Annotated in this window: 11 protein-coding genes and 5 pseudogenes; 10 read left to right on the top strand and 6 right to left on the bottom strand. The window is 72.0% G+C overall.

Translation table 11 applies throughout. From position 1 onward, the window contains the following. Window positions 1–130: 130 nt before the first annotated feature. A pseudogene (locus ACZ3UD_RS20435) lies at window positions 131–517 on the bottom strand (alpha-galactosidase); the annotation flags it as partial. A 422-nt stretch (window positions 518–939) separates the two neighbouring features. Here ACZ3UD_RS20435 and ACZ3UD_RS20430 point away from each other — a divergent pair. The 5 genes and pseudogenes from ACZ3UD_RS20430 (at window position 940) to ACZ3UD_RS20410 (ending at window position 6,432) form a co-directional block, all read left to right on the top strand. After that, window positions 940–1,074, top strand: coding sequence for a hypothetical protein (locus ACZ3UD_RS20430; RefSeq protein ID WP_465589202.1), 135 nt, complete (start codon window positions 940–942; stop codon window positions 1,072–1,074). Window positions 1,075–1,201: 127 nt separating this feature from the next. Beyond that, window positions 1,202–2,770: an alpha-L-arabinofuranosidase B gene (locus ACZ3UD_RS20425; RefSeq protein ID WP_465589199.1), complete on the top strand. Its 1,569-nt coding sequence runs from the start codon at window positions 1,202–1,204 to the stop codon at window positions 2,768–2,770. A 122-nt stretch (window positions 2,771–2,892) separates the two neighbouring features. Next, on the top strand, window positions 2,893–4,575 hold the full coding sequence (locus ACZ3UD_RS20420) for a tetratricopeptide repeat protein (RefSeq protein WP_465589196.1): 1,683 nt from the start codon (window positions 2,893–2,895) through the stop codon (window positions 4,573–4,575). 195 nt (window positions 4,576–4,770) lie between these two features. Then, complete coding sequence (locus ACZ3UD_RS20415; protein ID WP_465589194.1) at window positions 4,771–5,253, top strand: hypothetical protein; 483 nt, start codon at window positions 4,771–4,773, stop codon at window positions 5,251–5,253. A 46-nt stretch (window positions 5,254–5,299) separates the two neighbouring features. Beyond that, window positions 5,300–6,432 (top strand): annotated as a pseudogene (locus ACZ3UD_RS20410) (serine hydrolase domain-containing protein). 240 nt (window positions 6,433–6,672) lie between these two features. Here ACZ3UD_RS20410 and ACZ3UD_RS20405 read toward each other — a convergent pair. Continuing rightward, window positions 6,673–6,837, bottom strand: a complete 165-nt coding sequence (locus ACZ3UD_RS20405; protein ID WP_465589191.1) for a hypothetical protein — start codon at window positions 6,835–6,837, stop codon at window positions 6,673–6,675. Between the two features lie 53 nt (window positions 6,838–6,890). Between ACZ3UD_RS20405 and ACZ3UD_RS20400 the strand changes: the two genes are divergently transcribed. Both ACZ3UD_RS20400 and ACZ3UD_RS20395 read left to right on the top strand, forming a co-directional pair. Then, the gene (locus tag ACZ3UD_RS20400) at window positions 6,891–8,147 is read left to right on the top strand and encodes an SLC13 family permease (protein ID WP_465589249.1); all 1,257 of its coding nucleotides are present in this window, start codon (window positions 6,891–6,893) and stop codon (window positions 8,145–8,147) included. Between the two features lie 4 nt (window positions 8,148–8,151). After that, a complete protein-coding gene (locus tag ACZ3UD_RS20395) occupies window positions 8,152–8,643 on the top strand; it encodes a universal stress protein (RefSeq protein ID WP_465589189.1) in 492 nt (163 codons plus the stop codon). A gap of 45 nt (window positions 8,644–8,688) precedes the next feature. Here ACZ3UD_RS20395 and ACZ3UD_RS20390 read toward each other — a convergent pair. Next, window positions 8,689–8,999, bottom strand: a pseudogene (locus ACZ3UD_RS20390) (asparaginase); the annotation flags it as partial. 99 nt (window positions 9,000–9,098) lie between these two features. Beyond that, window positions 9,099–10,538, bottom strand: coding sequence for an amino acid permease (locus ACZ3UD_RS20385; protein ID WP_465589187.1), 1,440 nt, complete (start codon window positions 10,536–10,538; stop codon window positions 9,099–9,101). Window positions 10,539–10,779: 241 nt separating this feature from the next. Here ACZ3UD_RS20385 and ACZ3UD_RS20380 point away from each other — a divergent pair, with 241 nt between their 5' ends. Then, on the top strand, window positions 10,780–11,688 hold the full coding sequence (locus ACZ3UD_RS20380) for a LysR family transcriptional regulator (protein WP_465589184.1): 909 nt from the start codon (window positions 10,780–10,782) through the stop codon (window positions 11,686–11,688). 53 nt (window positions 11,689–11,741) lie between these two features. Here the strand turns inward: ACZ3UD_RS20380 and ACZ3UD_RS20375 are convergent, their stop codons facing one another. After that, window positions 11,742–13,001, bottom strand: coding sequence for a hypothetical protein (locus ACZ3UD_RS20375; protein ID WP_465589180.1), 1,260 nt, complete (start codon window positions 12,999–13,001; stop codon window positions 11,742–11,744). 366 nt (window positions 13,002–13,367) lie between these two features. On the opposite strand from ACZ3UD_RS20375, the pseudogene ACZ3UD_RS20370 reads away from it, so the two are divergent. Beyond that, window positions 13,368–14,018, top strand: a pseudogene (locus ACZ3UD_RS20370) (aldo/keto reductase); the annotation flags it as partial. Between the two features lie 230 nt (window positions 14,019–14,248). Next, window positions 14,249–14,958 (top strand): annotated as a pseudogene (locus ACZ3UD_RS20365) (FadR/GntR family transcriptional regulator). A gap of 244 nt (window positions 14,959–15,202) precedes the next feature. Here ACZ3UD_RS20365 and ACZ3UD_RS20360 read toward each other — a convergent pair. Continuing rightward, the gene (locus ACZ3UD_RS20360) at window positions 15,203–16,360 is read right to left on the bottom strand and encodes an ROK family transcriptional regulator (protein ID WP_465589177.1); all 1,158 of its coding nucleotides are present in this window, start codon (window positions 16,358–16,360) and stop codon (window positions 15,203–15,205) included. Between the last annotated feature and the right edge of the window lie 23 nt (window positions 16,361–16,383).

Here is a 16,383-nt window from a genome sequence, read left to right as displayed (position 1 = left end):
AGAACTCCCAACCGACCCCTCGCCATGACGTCCACACGGTCGGCAAACCAGACACCGCGAAGCCATCAACGAAGAAGAAACCCCAGGCCAGCACCGCTCGACCCCGCCGAAAAGGTTAAAGAGCAAGCTAGTAGCCGCAGCCGTTCTTGCCCGCGTCGGAGTAGCTCCCGGCCTTGAGGCCCTTGCTGTGGATGTAGTCGGCGATCGCCTTCATCCCGCCGGGCCACTTGGCGTTGTCGACGGTGATGTTGCCGTCGGCGTCCCGGGTGCTCGGCCACCAGCCTTCATCGATCTTGATGTACTGGTGCCGGCGGCGGGGAGTCCGGCGGCGACGAAGGCGTCGACCTGGGACCTGATGGAGTTGTAGTCGATTCGGATCGCCAAGCTGATTCCAACTCGCCCATCCCATGGGGACGATAGGAACGGCGACCTCTGCTTGGCGCTGAAGGCCGTGGACTCGACGGTGGAGACGGCCGTCGGCTGGCCGAGCGCGGTGAGGCCTGCGGCGACGACGCACAGCATCAGCCTTCGCGGCGGCCTGCCTGAGCCAGTGCGTCATAGGTGCCTCCAGGATGGGGGAGCTCGGTGCCGACCCCGCCGCCGGGCCAGAGCCCCTTGGCTTGCTTGTGCTACCGAGTGTTAACGCTCACACAATGGGCGTCAAGAGTTCACGATCGCCATCCCCCCGCACCAACAACCGGTGGTTGCACGAGCATTGACGCCCCCCGGATGTTAGCGATAACAATTCAGGACGTACAGCGCGACGCGCCTTCATGGCACCACGCCGGGCGGCGCCCCCGCCGAGGACGGCAAGGCGCGAGCCCGCGCGGAACGTCGCCGTATGCGTCGCATGCGCAACGCCGGACTGCGCACGGCCGGCTGAACGCCAAGACTCCCCCGCCCCGCCAAGGAGTTCGTTCATGACCATACGACCCGTGGATGCGCCGCGCCCGACGGGCGCTCCTCGCGGCCGGTACCGCCACCATCGCCAGCGATGGCGGCACCAACCCCTGGGACGCGACACCGCTATGGGCCGAGGACACCAGCTGGCTCGCCTCCGCCCCCTGGAGCTGACGAGTCCCGGGCCCAAAGCCGGCCTCACCGGCCCCGGGCCGCCGAGGCAACCTTCTCCGTCCGCGGCGCCAGGCACCGGAAGTTCGCCGGCGCTCACCTCACACCCCACCCTGTGAAGGAGTTCTTCGTGATCAAGCGATCGTGGATCCGCCGCGTCAGGCGCGCGATTCTCGCGACCGGTACCACCGCCGTGCTCGCCGCCGGCCTGCTCACCGCCACGGCCACCACCTCGCAGGCCGCCACCCAGGGCCCGTGCGACATCTACGCCGCGGGTGGCACGCCCTGCGTCACCGCGCACAGCACCACACGGGCGTTGTACGGGGCGTACAACGGCCCGCTCTACCAGGTGCGGCGCGCCTCCGACGGGACGACCAAGGACATCGGCCTGCTGAGTACCGGCGGATACGCCAACGCCCCAGCACAGGACTCTTTCTGCGCCGCCACCAGCTGCGTCATCACCGTCATCTACGACCAGTCCGGCAAGGGCAACAGCCTCACGCAGGCGCTCAAGGGCTCGTGGCCCGGCCCGGCCGCGGGCGGGAACGACAACCTGGCCAACGCCTTCGAGGCCCCGGTCACCGTCGCCGGCCACGAGGCTTACGGCGTCTACATCGCCCCCGGCACCGGTTACCGGAACAACCACACCAACGGCATCGCCACCCGCGACCAGCCGGAGGGCATGTACGCGATCTTCGACGGCACCCACTTCAACGGCGGCTGTTGCTTCGACTACGGCAACGCCGAGACCAGCGGCACCGACACCGGCAACGGCCACATGGAGGCCATCTACTTCGGCAACAACACGGGCTGGGGCCGTGGCAGCGGCAACGGCCCCTGGGTCATGGCCGACCTGGAGAACGGCCTGTTCTCCGGCGTCAACCGCGGCCTCAACGCCGGCGACCCCAGCATCAGCGACCGCTTCGTGACCGCCATCGTCAAGGGCGAGCCCAACCACTGGGCCATCCGCGCCGGCAACGCCCAGTCCGGTGGCCTGTCCACCGGCTACAGCGGCCCGCGCCCCAGCGACTCCGGCTACAACCCGATGCACAAGGAGGGCTCGATCATCCTCGGCATCGGCGGCGACAACAGCAACGGCTCCGCGGGCACCTTCTACGAAGGCGTCATGACCTCCGGCTACCCCTCGGACGCCACCGAGAACGCCGTCCAGGCCAACATCACCGCCGCCGGCTACAACAGCGCCGCGACCAGCAGCGGCTCGCTGAGGCCCGGCTCCCGCATCTCCCTGCAGGCCACCACGGCGCCCTGCTGCACCTCCCACTACCTCCGCCACGACGACGCCGACGCCAGGGTCGTCATCTCCGCCATCGACTCCTCCAGCTCGGCCACCGACAAGGCCGACGCCAGCTGGATCGTCCGAGCCGGCCTGGCCGACACCTCCTGCCTGTCCTTCGAATCCGCCGACAGCCCCGGCCAGTTCCTGCGCCACTACGCGTTCGAGCTCTACCTGAACACTGACGACGGCGGCAGCAACTTCGCCCAGGACGCCACCTTCTGCCCCACCTCTGGCAACAGCGGGGTCGGGAAGTCCTTCCGGTCCGTCAACTACCCGACGAAGTACATCCGCCACTACGGCTACACCGGCTACGTCGCGAGTAACGGCGGCTCCAACGCCTGGGACAACGCCACCAGTTGGGCCGCCGACACCAGCTGGCTGGTCGACCAGCCCTGGGGCTGAGTCACCGGGTTGCCACAACCGCACAACGGCCCGCGCCACCGCTTCGCCGGCGGTGGCGCGGCCGCAGCCGTGCCAGGACTACCCTCGCCCACCCACCGGGGCTGGCGACGCGGCGCGCGATCGTGCTGCTGGACAACGCCGCCGACGCCGGCCACGTGCGCGATCTACTGCCCGGCGCCGGCGGGAGCTTCGTCGTGATCACCAGTCGTCGGCGGATGGTGGAGCTGGACGGTGTCCAGCCGATCTCGCTGGACGTCCTGCCGGCCCAGGAGGCGGCGGAGCTGTTCGTCGAGTCCGCGGGCGGGGCCCGGCCCGGTGACATCGGCGAGGTGCTGCGCCGGTGCGGGAACCCGCCGCTGGCCATCCGGGTGGCCGCCGCGCGGCTGCGGCACCGGCCCGCGTGGACGCTCGACACCCTGGTGGAACGGATGCGCGAGGGCGAGCTTGCGGTCTCGGACGTGTTCGAGATGTCGCTGCGGCAGCTCGACGCCGCGCAGCGGCGCATGTTCCGGCTGCTCGGGCTGGTGCCGGGCGACGACATCGACGCCCACGGTGCGGCCGCCCTGGCCGGCATCCCCGTGGCCAACGCCCGTTCCCTCCTGGAAGACCTGGTCGACGTCCACCTGGTCCAGGAGCCGGCCGCGGGTCGCTACCGCATGCACGACCTGCTGCGGCAGGCGGCCCGCGCCGACGACGGCGCAGCCGACCCCGTACCGGCGATCGCCCGGCTCGCCGACTTCTACCTGAGTGGCATGCTGACCGTGAAAGAGCTGGTGGAGGTCCTCATCCCGCTGCCGGTCGTCGTCGAGCAGCCGCCACCCGCGCTTCCCGACCTCTCCGGCTACGACACGGCCGTCGACTGGATGAACACCGAATGGGCCAACCTCACCGCGGCCTTCTCACTCGCGGTGGAGCTGCGCATCGACGCGCCCGCGGTCGGGCTCGGGCAGCTCGCCCTGATCTCCGAAGACCGGCGCGGCGGAGTGGCGCAGCTGATCCGGGGGCTTGAGGCCAGCGTGCCCGCCGCGGAGAGGCTCGGCGACCGTCGCATGCTCGCCTCGCACCGGTACCTGCTGGGGGCCGCGCTGATGCGCGTCGGTCGGATGACGGAGGCGGCGCCCCCGCTCGAGGCGGCCCGCGCGCTGATGGCCGTGGAGGGCGATCTCGACGGCGAGGCGCTCTCCCTCATGAAGCTGGGAGAGGTCCGTATGTACACGGGCGATGCCGAGGGCGGCATCGCCCTCATGCGCGAGGCGGTCGCGCTGCCGCTGGCCCGCGGGTCGGCTGTCCGTCTTCGGGTGTTCACCGCCATCGGTACTGCTTTGGTGCAGCTGGGGAGGTTCCACGAGGCCCATGAGATCGCCGCGGAGAGGATCGAGGCCGCTCGTGCGCTGGACGGGCAGACGGAGCGCATGTGTCTGGACGTGCTCGGCTGGGCGGCACTCGGCCGGGGCGACGCGGGGGCCGCCCTCGGCTTCGCCGAGCAGTCCGCCGAGATCAACCGGACGTCCCGCCATGCGGTGTTCGAGGCGATCAGCCTGACGGACGTCGCCGTCGCCCTCCGCCACCTCGGCCGCGTCGGGGAGGCGACCGCCAGGCAGGCCGAGGCCGTGCAGATCCTCGAACGCGTCGGCGAGCCGCACTGGATGGCGCGCAGCCACCTTTCGTACGCGCGGTCCTGCTTGGCCACGGGTGATCGGGACGCCGCGGCGCGGCACTTCCGGGAGGCGCTGGAGACCGCGACCGGGCACGGCGTCACCTATCTGCTGCCCGAGGCGCATTCGGGTCTGGCCCTGGTGTCCTGAGCCTGTCCCAGGGACGGGCGTGGGTGTCCCGTCCCCGGGGTGGGCGTGGTGTCCCGTCCCGTCCCGGGACACTCGCGCGACAGCCGTCCGCCGTCGTGACAGCGCAGGTCAGCCGGGTACCGGCCAGGTGTGCCGTGTCCCGCAGGGCGCGGCTGTGGTTGTCCCGGACTGCCCGCTGCGGGGAGGCTCTCCGCCATGCAGACAACGCCTTCCCTACTCGCCGAACTGGACGCGCTGCCCGCCCGGTGGGAAGTACAAGGGACGCTGGACGCGCCCGTCGCAGCGGCCGCCGCGCTCCTGCTCGCCGTCGCCGAGGGGCGGGTCGGCGATGACAACCTGATGGTGCTGGCCAGGGCTTCGGCGGCACGACAGGGGTCGATGACCGTCGTGGCCGGGTCCGGCGCCGGCGCCTACCGCGCCGAACTCGCCGGGCCGGTGGAGCCGGTGGAGATCCAGGTCGACCCGGACCGGTCCAGGGTGGCGGTGCAGAGCTGGTGCGGCGGGGTGCACGCCGTCACCGCCTACTCCGCGGGCACCCGGGTGATCCATCGCGTCCACCGGGTCCTGCCCGACCATCCAGGGTTCACGGCCGGCATCGCCGAACTCGGCCTGCGTGCCCGGATGGCATGCGATCTGCGGCAGGTGCTGGGTGTGATCGCCGACCGGCTCGGCTGCTGACAATCCGCTCCCGTCCGTCCGTTTCCATCAGAGGAGTACACCAACCATGTCCACCACCGCCGCCGCCGACCAGCACAGCGGCTTCTCTGAAGCAGGGCTGCGCCGACTCGACGAGGTGCTGGCACGGCACGTCGAGTCCGGGAAGATACCCGGGTTGGTCGCCCTGGTCAGCCGGGGCGACCAGACGCACGTCGAAGCGATCGGGACGATGCGCCATGACGGCGGCGCGCCGATGCGCCGGGACACCGTCTTCCGGATGGCCTCCACGTCCAAGCCGGTCACGGTGGCGGCGGCGATGGTCCTGCTCGACGAGTGCCGGCTGCGGCTGGACGACTCCGTGCAGGAATGGCTGCCCGAACTCGCCGACCGCCAGGTGCTGAAGCGGATCGACGGCCCGCTGGACGAGACCGAGCCGGCCCGGCGGCCGATCACCGTACGGGACGTCCTGACCTCCACGTTCGGGCTCGGGATGGACATGACGGTACTGGGCACCCCGATCATGAACGCGGTCTTCGAGCGCGGTCTCACGCCTAACCTGCCCACGCCGATGCCCGAGCCGGACGAGTGGATGCGCCGCCTGGGCGAGCTCCCGCTGACGCACCAGCCCGGGGAGCGCTGGCAGTACCACATCGCCAGCGAGAGAAGATCGACCGGCTGCCGACCCTCTACGCCCCCGACCCGCAGAGCGGCGAGTTCACCGTGTGGGACGAGGCGGCGGACGGACGGTGGAGCAAGCCGCCGGCGTTCCCGGGTGGCGGCGGTGGGCTGGTCTCCACCGCCGACGATTACCACGCCTACTTCCGGATGCTGCTGAACGGCGGGATGCACGGGAAGGAACGGATCCTGTCCCGGGCCGCCGTCGAGCTGATGACCACCAACCGCCTCACGCCCGAGCAGAACACCGCCCGCACCGCCCTGGCGCGCGACAACGTCCACATCTCCTTCGGCCAGGGCCAGCACGGCGGTTGGGGCTTCGGGATGGCGGTGCGCACCTACCGCGGCGACTACGCGCCCGTCGGCCAGTTCGGCTGGGACGGCGGAAGCGGCGCCTCGACCTACGCCGACCCCCACAACCGGCTCACCGGCATCCTGCTCACCCAGGTCGGAGCGTCCGTCCCGGATCCGGTGCGGCTCATGCACGACTTCTGGACCACGCTGTACCAGGCCCTCGGCGACTGACACCGGGCCCGCCGAGGGCGAGAGCCTCTCGGCGGGCTCCCCGACCGGATCGATCCGCATGCCCCCGTTCCGAGGAACGCACAGTCGTGTGTCGGTCAGCCCGTCAAGCGTTTGCTCCGATGCGCTCCGGCCGGGGCCCGGGCGACCCGGTCAGGCCCCGGCCGGAGCGCGGCCGAAGAGGCGCCCGGCGAGGTCGATGCCGATGACCGCGTCGTCGGCGTCGCGGCTGAAGAAGCCGCGCTACCCCTTCAGTCCGCCGTCGGCGACGACGTACTCGTCGCCGTCGCCGGTCAGGAAGCCGATGGTGGCCGCCGGGTGGTCCGGGGGCATCTCCACGTCCGAGGCCGCGCGGATCTCCGGCGACGTGACGGTGCTGTCGCGACCGGTACATTCCTCTCGGCTCACCTGCGTGTTTCCGGACCGGGTGGGTGGTCACCGTCACCTGCGAGGAGCAGACCCTGAGTACGTCGTTCGCGGAAGCGCTGTCCATCGGGCTGCTGGTGCTGGTGCTGGTCTGCGCCGTGGTACGGCCGTGGGGCTGGCCGGAGGCCGTGGTCGCGGTGCCGGCGGCCGGGCTGGTGATCGCCACGGGCGCGATCTCCTGGGATCACGCGGTGGCCGAGGCGCAGCGGCTCGGGCCGGTGATCGGGTTCCTGGCGGCCGTGCTGGTGCTGGCGCAGCTGTGCGACGACGAGGGCCTGTTCCGCGCCTGCGGGGCGTGGATGGCTCGGACGGCTGCCGGGAGTCCGCAGCGGCTGCTGGCGCAGGTGTTCGTGGTCGCCTCGGTGGTCACGGCGGTGCTCAGCCTGGACGCGACCGTGGTGCTGCTGACGCCGGTGGTATTCGTGACCGCGGCCCGGCTCGGTGCCCGGCCCAAGCCGCACGTGTACGCCTGCACGCACCTGTCGAACACGGCTTCGCTGCTGCTGCCGGTCTCCAACCTCACCAATCTGCTGGCCTTCGCCGCCAGCGGGTTGAGTTTCACCCGGTTCGCCGCGCTGATGGCGCTGCCGTGGCTGGCGGCCATCGCCGTGGAGTACGTGGTGCTGCGCCGGTTCTTCGCCGCCGACCTGGACGCGGGCGCCCCGCCCGTGGCTGAGACGGCGGCGCCGGAGATGCCGCTGTTCGCGCTCGTCACCGTCGCCTGCACGCTGGCCGGATTCGTGCTGACCTCGATCATCGGTGTCGATCCGGCCTGGGCGGCGCTGACCGGGGCGCTCGCGCTCGCCGCCCGAGCGCTGGTCCGGCGCCGCACCACCCCGGCGGCGATCGTGCGCTCGGCCGCCGTGCCGTTCCTGGCCTTCGTGCTGGCGCTGGGCATCGTGGTCCGGGCCGTCGTCGACAACGGTCTGGCCTCCGCGCTCGGGCACCTCGTCCCGCACGGCACGTCCCTGCCCGCGCTGCTCGGCGTCGCGGCACTGGCAGCGGTGTTGGCGAACGTCATCAACAATCTGCCCGCCACCCTCGTGCTGCTCCCATTGGCCGTCCCGTCCGGCGCCGGCGCGGTCCTGGCGGTGCTGCTCGGGGTGAACATCGGCCCCAACCTCACCTACGCCGGCTCCCTGGCCACGTTGTTGTGGCGGCGCATCGTCCGCGAGCACGACACCGACATCGGTCTGGGCGAGTTCACCCGGCTCGGACTGCTCGTCGTGCCCGCCGCCCTGGCAGTGGCCGTGGTGGCACTGTGGGCGTCCCTACAAGTCCTCGGAGGCTGACACCGTGACCGTCGTCGTCTGGATCACCGAAGGCACCTGGCCCGCCTGCGTGGACGCCGCCCGCGCGCACGCGCCGCAGGGCGCGGAGGTCGTCCTGTTGCACGTCAGTGGCCAGGAGGTGCCCGGCGTCGCGCACGGCGCGTTCGCCGGGCTGCTCGGCCGCGGCCATCGCGAGCGCGACCCCGGCACCCGGGTGGAGACCCTGGCGGCGGCCTCCGCCCAGCACCTGCTCGACGCCGCGGCCGACCGTCTCGGGCGGCCCTGCGCCCTTGTGGAGCGCACCGGGCGCGTCGAACGCGAGGTCGTCGCCGCCGTCGAGGGCGCCGAGTTGCTCGTCCTCGCGCGCGACGGCGACCGCACTCGGCTCGGCCCGCACAGCCTCGGCCCCGCGACCCGTTTCGTGGTCGACCACGCACCCTGCGCCGTGCTGCTGGTCTGGCCGGAGCCCGCACCCGGCGCCGGCACGCTCCCCCCGCCGCCGCACGACCAGCGGTGACGCGACCGGCCGGCGTTCGGTGCCCGGGTCCGGCCGGGGTGGGCGGATCCGCCGGGTGCCCGCGAGGTGCGGTTCCTCGCCGGAGTGGCTGCCCGTCGCGGGGAGAGCAGTTCGCCGTCCAGCGGCAGCCCGGCCCGCACCATGGCGACGGCCTGGACCGGCTTGAGGGCGGACCGCGGGTAGCAGGTGGCCTCGATGTCGCCGAGCCGGCGCCGGACTTCGCCGTCGTCGTCTACGACGACGACGACGGAGCCGTGGTGGACCCCCTCGATCATGCCGCCGCGCGTGACGCGGGCGACGGGAACGTGGTGGGGTTCGCGGATCGCGGGAGCGTTCGCCCGGGTACTTCTGTGCATCACTGCCTCGATCGGTGGTGGGTCGCTTCCGGTCCGTCGGTCGGCGGCCCCGGCGACGGCGGTGCCTGGTCCGCGCGTCGTCGTGGGTCGCCGCTCGGTTCAGCCGTCGGCCCGGGCGGCTTCGCGCGCGAGGCGCCCGCGAATGGCGTACCAGCCGGCGACGAGCGCGGCGGCGATCAGCGGCACGCACAGCACGGTGGTGCGTCCGGCGCCGCCGTCGGCATACATGAGGACCAGGACGGAGGCGAGGAAGGCCAGCGTCACGATCTCGGTCCAGGGAGAGCCGGGCAGGCGGTACGCGGGACGGGTCAGTTCGCCGGCCCGGGTCTTCCGCCAGAAGAAGAGGTGGCAGAGCATGATCATGCCCCAGGTGGCGATGATGCCGATCGCCGCGAGGTTGAGCACGATCTCGAACGCGTCGGCGGGCACCACGAAGTTGAGACCGACGCCCAGGACGCACATGCCGCTGGTGAGCAGGATGCCGCCGTACGGCACCTGGGTGCGGCTCATCCGGGCGGTGAAGCGGGGGGCGGAACCGTTGACGGCCATCGAGCGCAGGATGCGGCCGGTGGAGTAGAGGCCGGAGTTGAGCGAGGACATGGCCGCGGTGAGGACGACCAGGTTCATCACGCTGCCGGCCGCCGGGACGCCGACGTGGGACAGCACGGTCACGAAGGGGCTCTGGCCGGCGGTGTACCTGTTCCAGGGCATCAGCATCGAGAGCAGGACGACCGAGCCGACGTAGAAGAGGCCCACGCGCCACATGATCGAGTTGATCGCCTTCGGCATGATCTTCTCGGGGTCCTCGGTCTCCCCGGCCGTCACGCCGACCAGTTCGACGGAGGCGTAGGCGAACACCACGCCCTGGATGATCAGCAGCATCGGCATCAGGCCGTTGGGGAAGATGCCGCCGTTGTCGATGATCAGCGAGGGACCGGGTACGGTGCCGTCGACCGGCTGGCGGGTGACCAGCAGGAAGATCGCGATACCCATGAAGACCACCAACGCGCCGACCTTGACGATGGCGAACCAGAACTCGAGTTCGCCGAAGATCCGCACCGAGATCAGGTTCACGGTGAGCACCACGGCCAGGGCTATGAGCGCGATGACCCACTGCGGGACGCTGGAGAACAGGTGCCAGTAGTGGGCGTACGTCGCCACCGCCGTGATGTCGGCGATGCCGGTGGTCGCCCAGTTGAGGAAGTACATCCAGCCCGCGGTGTACGCACCCTGCTCCCCGAGGAACTCCCGGGCGTACGACACGAAGGCCCCGGAGGACGGTCGGTACAGGACGAGCTCGCCGAGCGCACGCACGACGAGGAACGCGAAGAGGCCGCAGACGGCGTAGGCGGCGAACAGCGAGGGGCCGGCTTCGGCGAGACGCCCGCCGGCGCCGAGGAAGAGGCCGGTGCCAATCGCGCCGCCGATGGCGATCATGCTGACGTGGCGGGGTTTCAGGGACTTGCTGTAGCCGGTGTCTCCGGCGTCGACGTGACGGGTCGTGGGGCGCTTCTCGTGTTTGAGGAACTGCTCGCTCACGCCTCGGGTCTGCCTTCCGTGGGTGTGTCCGCCCGCTTGGGGCGCACGGTGTCGGTGAGGGTCGTCTCGGCCCGGTGGAGGTGGTGGGACAGCGCACGGAGCGCCCGACGGCGGGACGAGGGTTGACCGCCCGTCCGGGGCAGGGGGTTGCGCATTCGGGCCGCGAGCAAGAATCCTGCTGCCGTTCACCCTTAAGCACAAGAAAAGACGTCTTCGCGACAGATAAGTGAGCCTTAACTCCGTGCAGAGACTCGACCCCCGGTTGCTCGCCACCCTCGAAGCCGTCGTGCGCCACGGCTCCTTCAACGCCGCCGCACGCGAGTTGGGCTACAGCGCACCCGCGGTCTCGCAACAGATCGCCGAACTCGAACGCCGCACGGGGCTCAGAGTGCTCGAACGCCGCCCCGTGCGCGCCACCCCGGCCGGCGAGGTCCTCCTCGATGCCGAACAGGGCGTCCGGAGCGCACTGGCAGCGGCAGCCATGGAACTCGACGCCATGCGCGCGGGTACCGCGGGACGGATCCGGCTCGGCGCCTTCGCCTCCGCCGCGACCAGCATCGTCCCGCAGGCGCTGGCGGAGCTTCACACGACGTACCCGCACGTCCAGGTCAGCCTCTCCCAGGTGGAGCCCGAAGCCGGCTACGGCCGGCTCAAGCGGGGCGACATGGACCTGGCCCTGAGCTACGACTACGACTTCATCCCCATGCCCCCGCCCCGGACGCTACGCCGGACCTTGATCGCACGGGACCCGGTCGTGGCGGTGGTCCCGGCCGACCACCACCTCGCCGACCGGGACGTCATCGACCTGGCCAGCCTCGCGTCCGAGACCTGGATCGCCGCTCCGGAGGCCGCGCTGCGCCTGGAACTGCTCGCCCAGATCGCCAAGACGCCCGGCTTCCAGGCCCGCCTGGAGTACGAGGGCGACGACTTCAACACCGTGCTCGGCTTCGTGGCCGCGGGCCTGTGCGTCGCCGTCATGCCGCAGCTGGCCCTCCCCCGCAGCAGCGCCCGGGTCGTGGCGCGCCCGTTGGCCGAACCGGAGTTGACCCGCTTCATCTACGCCGTCCGCATCGACACCCGGCACGCGCCGCGGGCCCTATTGGCTCTGGAGGAGATGCTCACAGCGCAGGCGCTGGCCGCCGTCGCCTGAGGTGGACGCCGCCGGTCCCCGCTACCGCGCGCCGAGTCCCGTGCCGGCCCCCACTACTCCGGCGCGAGGCCCTGGTCGGCGGTGAGCCGATCACGCCACTCGGCCACGGCGGCGGGAGACATCGCGGCCAGCCGGGCGATCGCCCCGTCGTCCCGTCCGTCGCCCCAGCTGAGGACCCGGGTCAGGATCGTGTTCCGGACGAGTCGGATCTCCTTGAGCACCTCATCGAGGCGTTTCAGCTCCTCGCCGGTGGCAACGAGCGTCTCGTCGACCGCCGCTCGTTCCTCGGCCCGCTGTTCCCGCAGGTAGGCCATCAGGCCGGTGAGGACCACGCCTTCGTCGAGCGCAGCGCTGCGGAACCTGTCGGCGAGGTGGCTCAACACGCAGTCGGTGGCGTCGGCGAGACTCGCACCCACGACCTTCGCGGCCTCCCAACTGCTCCGTCCGGCCTCGCTGCCCCGGAGCCAGAGCCGGGCTTCGATCGGTGTGCGGTCGCCGCACGCGGCCGCTCGGTAGGCGTACAGGGCCGCGCGGTGGCCGTAGAAGGTGAAACCCTCCTCGATGCGGACGTCCGCCGGACCGCACATCCGTCCCGGCACGCCTCCGTAGCCGGAATCGGGTTCGTAGGCGGCGTAGGCGTCCAGTTCGGCGTCGGTAGCCGTCGACCAGGCCGGGTCGCACAGCTCCGGGTTCCGCGCGAGGAAGTCCGCCACTTCGATGCGCCACGCGGGAACCCGGCTCGCACTTGGCCCGGCCCAGGTCACCGTTCCCGCCGCGTCGAGCGTGAAGCGGCAGGCCTGTTCGAGATCGGTCCAGGCCGTGGCGGCCACGGCGGACCATTCCAGGTCCTCGGCCGGACCCACACGATGCAGGGATCCGATCACCCGCTGGACCAGCGGCAGCACCCGCCGGGCCAGTTCGTGGAGTTCCTCGGCGCTGAGGAAGCGCCAGGTGTCGGCACCCTGGCCGTCGATGACGCGGTGGTCGAGCACGTGCACCAACACGGCCGGGGACGGCAGGGCGCCTTCGCCGACTTCGGACCGGCGGCGGCCCGGCAGCCAGGGGCCGGCATCCCCGCCGTGCGTGCGCCAGTCAGTGTCCCCGAACCACACGGCGCCCGTGTCGACGTCGACGGCCAGCCACTGCCGGTAGCCGTTGCCCGGACCGAAGCGCTGCTCGTGGTGCTCGGCCTGCCGGTCATGCCACACGTATTCCGCCGGAGGCGGGCTGAGTTGGACGGCGACGAAACCTTCCTGTGGGGTGTACCCGACGACAACGTGCGCGGTCGGTTCGGTGTGCTCGGTCCCGGACATGCGGCTCCCTCCGTGCCGGACCGTGGCTGATCCGCCACTGTGCGGCACTGAGCCTGCCTTGCGAGAGCGCATCCGATCAAATCCGGTCACTTGCAGTCTTCGAGCACGATGTGCGTCCGTACACGAGCGGACGTGGCGTGGACGACGACGGCAACGATCGCAGAGCGCGGATGTCCGACCTTGATGAACGAACGGTGAACAGCGATTTGACATCACTTCACCGGAATCGCAGGATCGGCTCGTGGACCTGTCAGGCAGCAGGACAGGCGGGGGTCCTCGTGACGGCGTCGGTCGAGTCAGTGCCCGACGTCCGACGCCGGGTAGGAGAGCCGGCGGCGGGCGGCGGCCGGTAGGTGGACCCGCAGCAGTGCCGTGGGCGTCCGCCGCTCGATCGAGGAGAGCCTGGAGCGGCTCGGCCTGGACCGGATCGACGTCGTCCACCTCCACGATCCCGACGACCATGCGGAGCAGGCACTCGCCGAGGCCTACCCGGAACTGGCCCGGCTGCGCGCCGAGGGGATGGTCGGCGCGATCGGCGTCGGGATGAACCGGGCCGGTCTCCTCGCCCGGTTCGTCCGCGAGACCGACCTCGACGCCGTCCTGCTGGCCGGCCGCTACAGCCTGCTCGACCAGCGCGGGCTGTCCGAGCTGCTGCCGCTGGCCGCCGAACGCGGTGTCGGCGTCGTGATCGGCGGTGTCTTCAACTCCGGCCTGCTCGCCGACCCGCGCCCCGGCGCCGCCTTCGACTACGCCACCGCACCCGAGGAGCTGCTCACCCGCGCCCTGGACCTCAAGGCCGTGTGCGCGAAGCACGGCGTGCCACTGCGCGCCGCGGCGCTGCGCTTCCCGTTCGGGCACCCGGCCGTGGCGAGCGTCCTGGTCGGCACCCGCAACGCCGCCGAGGTCCGGGACGCCGCCGCCATGCTCCGGCATCGTGTCCCCGACGCCCTGTGGGTGGAGCTGAAGGACCGCGAGCTGCTCCCGGCGGGCGTCCCGACCCCGCAGGAGGCGTACTGATGCGCGTCGCGCTGTTCATCACCTGCTTCAACGACACCGTGTTCCCCGACGCCGGCCGCGCCGTGGTCACCGTCCTGGAACGGTTGGGCCACACCGTCGTACTCCCGCACGAGCACCATCCCGTCCTCGCCGCGGAGTTCAGCCCCGGAGCTGCGCCGACAGGCCGCCGAACCGGCGCCGCGGGGCGGCCCCCTATGCTGCGGGGATCAGCCGACCAGGAGGGGCTAGTCGTGCCAGTCACCGACGAGGCGATCGAGAAGATCAAGGCCGTGATCGTGAGCGGCGAGCTCCGCCCCGGGGCGAAGCTCCCGAAGGAGGCCGACCTCGCCGACCGACTCGGCCTGTCCCGCAGCTCCCTGCGGGAGGCGGTCAAGGCCCTGTAGCTCATCCGGGTGCTCGACGTGCGCCAGGGCGACGGCACGTACGTGACCGGCCTGGAGCCCGAAGTCCTCCCGGACGCGCTGGGTTCGTCGTCGACTTCCACCAGGACGACACGGTGCTGGAGTTCCTGGAGGTCCGCCGCATCCTGGAGCCCGCCGCCGCCGCGATGGCCGCCCGGGTCATGTCCGAGGAGGACATCGCTGGCCTGGGCGAGGTGCTGGAGAGCCTGAGCGAGGACGCGTCGATGGAGGAACTCATCGCCAACGACCTGGAGTTCCACCTCAGGATCGCGGCCGGGTCGGGCAACACCGTGCTCTGCTCACTGATCGACGGCCTGTCCGGGCCCAGCATGCGCGCGCGGACCTGGCGGGGGCTGACCGAAGAAGGCGCGGCGGCCGACACCCGCCGGCAGCACCGCGAGATCTTCGACGCCATCGCGGGCCGCCGCCCGGAACTCGCCCACGCCTGGGCGACCGTGCACGTCGCCGGGGTGGAGACGTGGCTCCGCGACACCCTCGGCGAGGCGGAGTCACACCTCAGGGCCCACCGCGGTGTGTGACCGGCCCGGGCGGTTCCACGAGAGCTGGGGCGACAACGCCGCCCTCAAGCCCCGGGCGGCGCTGCTCTACGAGAGCGCCTCCGGCTCGCCACCGCGCCGCGCTCGGTGCGGTTGCAGCCCGCCGGGCGGGATCTCGCCTGGCAGCACGACGGCGAGTACGTCCACGTACGGGTCACCACCGTGGACGGGCACGCCATGGTCGTGGTCGAGCACGACTGACCGCGCGGTACGGGCCTGGACCGGGTCAGCCGACCGGCAGCAGGGTGGGGTCCGCCATGATGCGGCGGACCGTCGTCAGCGCCGCGCCGAGCAGTGGTCCGCGCCGGCCCAGGGCGGACGGGCGCAGCGCCTCCGGGGCCCAGGGCCGCACGGTGACCCGTGCGGCCAACTCCGCGCGCACGGACGGCAGCAGCCAGTCGGCGAGTTCGGCGTAGGCGCCGCCGAGGACGAGGCCGTCCGGGTCGACGAGGTCGACGGCTGACGTGAGGGCCAGGCCGAGAGCCCGCCCCGCACGGTCGAGTGCCGCCAGGGTCGGCGCGTGTCCGGCGCCCGCCCGCTCGGCCAGCAGGGCGATCGGATCGCCCGGGCCGTGCTGTGCGAGACCGGCCTCGCGCAGCACGGCCGCCTCGCCCGCGTACTGCTCCAGGCAGCCGCGGGCGCCGCAGGCGCAGCCGGGGCCGTCCGACTGGACGGGCAGGTGGCCGAGCTCGCCGGCGAAGCCGCGGGCGCCCCGGAACAGCCGACCGTCGATGACCAGGGCGGCGCCGATCCCGGTCGCGGCGGAGACGTGCACGAAGGTCTCCACGGGCTGCTCGGCGTTCCAGTACTCCGCGAGCGCCCCGAGGTTGGCCTCGTTCTCCGGCTCGGGCACGATGTCCGGGTCGGGCCAGTGATCGGCGAGCCGGACACCGCGCCAGCCCAGGTTCGGCGCGCGCTCAACCAGTCCGTCCGGTCCGTTCGGCACCACGCCGGGCACGGCCAGGATCCGGCCCTCGACGCGCAGCCCGAGGGCGGCTGCCTCCGCCTGCGCCTCGGCGGCCAACTCGGCGACTTCCGCCAGGACCTCCCCGGACGGCCGGCCCGCGTTGGCCCGTTCCACCCGGCGCCACACCCGCGGCTCGCCGCGCAGGTCCACCACGCACGCGCCGAGGTGGGTGACGCCGATCTCCAGCCCGAGACCCGCCGGGCCCTCGTCGCACACGGTCAGTGCCCGTCCGGGGCGGCCGACCCGGCCGCTGGCGGTGGCTGCCGCCTCGGTCACCGCGCCCCGGCCGATCAGCTCGTCGACCAGCGAGGAGACGGCCGCCCTGGTCAGCCCGACGCGCCCGGCGACGTCCGCGCGGGAGAGCGGGCCGTGCGCGGCGACCGCGCGGAGGACGACGGCCAGGTTCTGCCGTCGCATGTCCTGTTGCGACGCGGGCCCGA

Source organism: Kitasatospora sp. NPDC023118 (assembly GCF_055560875.1).
The sequence above is the reverse complement of the archived record's forward strand: the minus strand, read 5'-3'. Positions and strand labels throughout refer to the sequence as shown.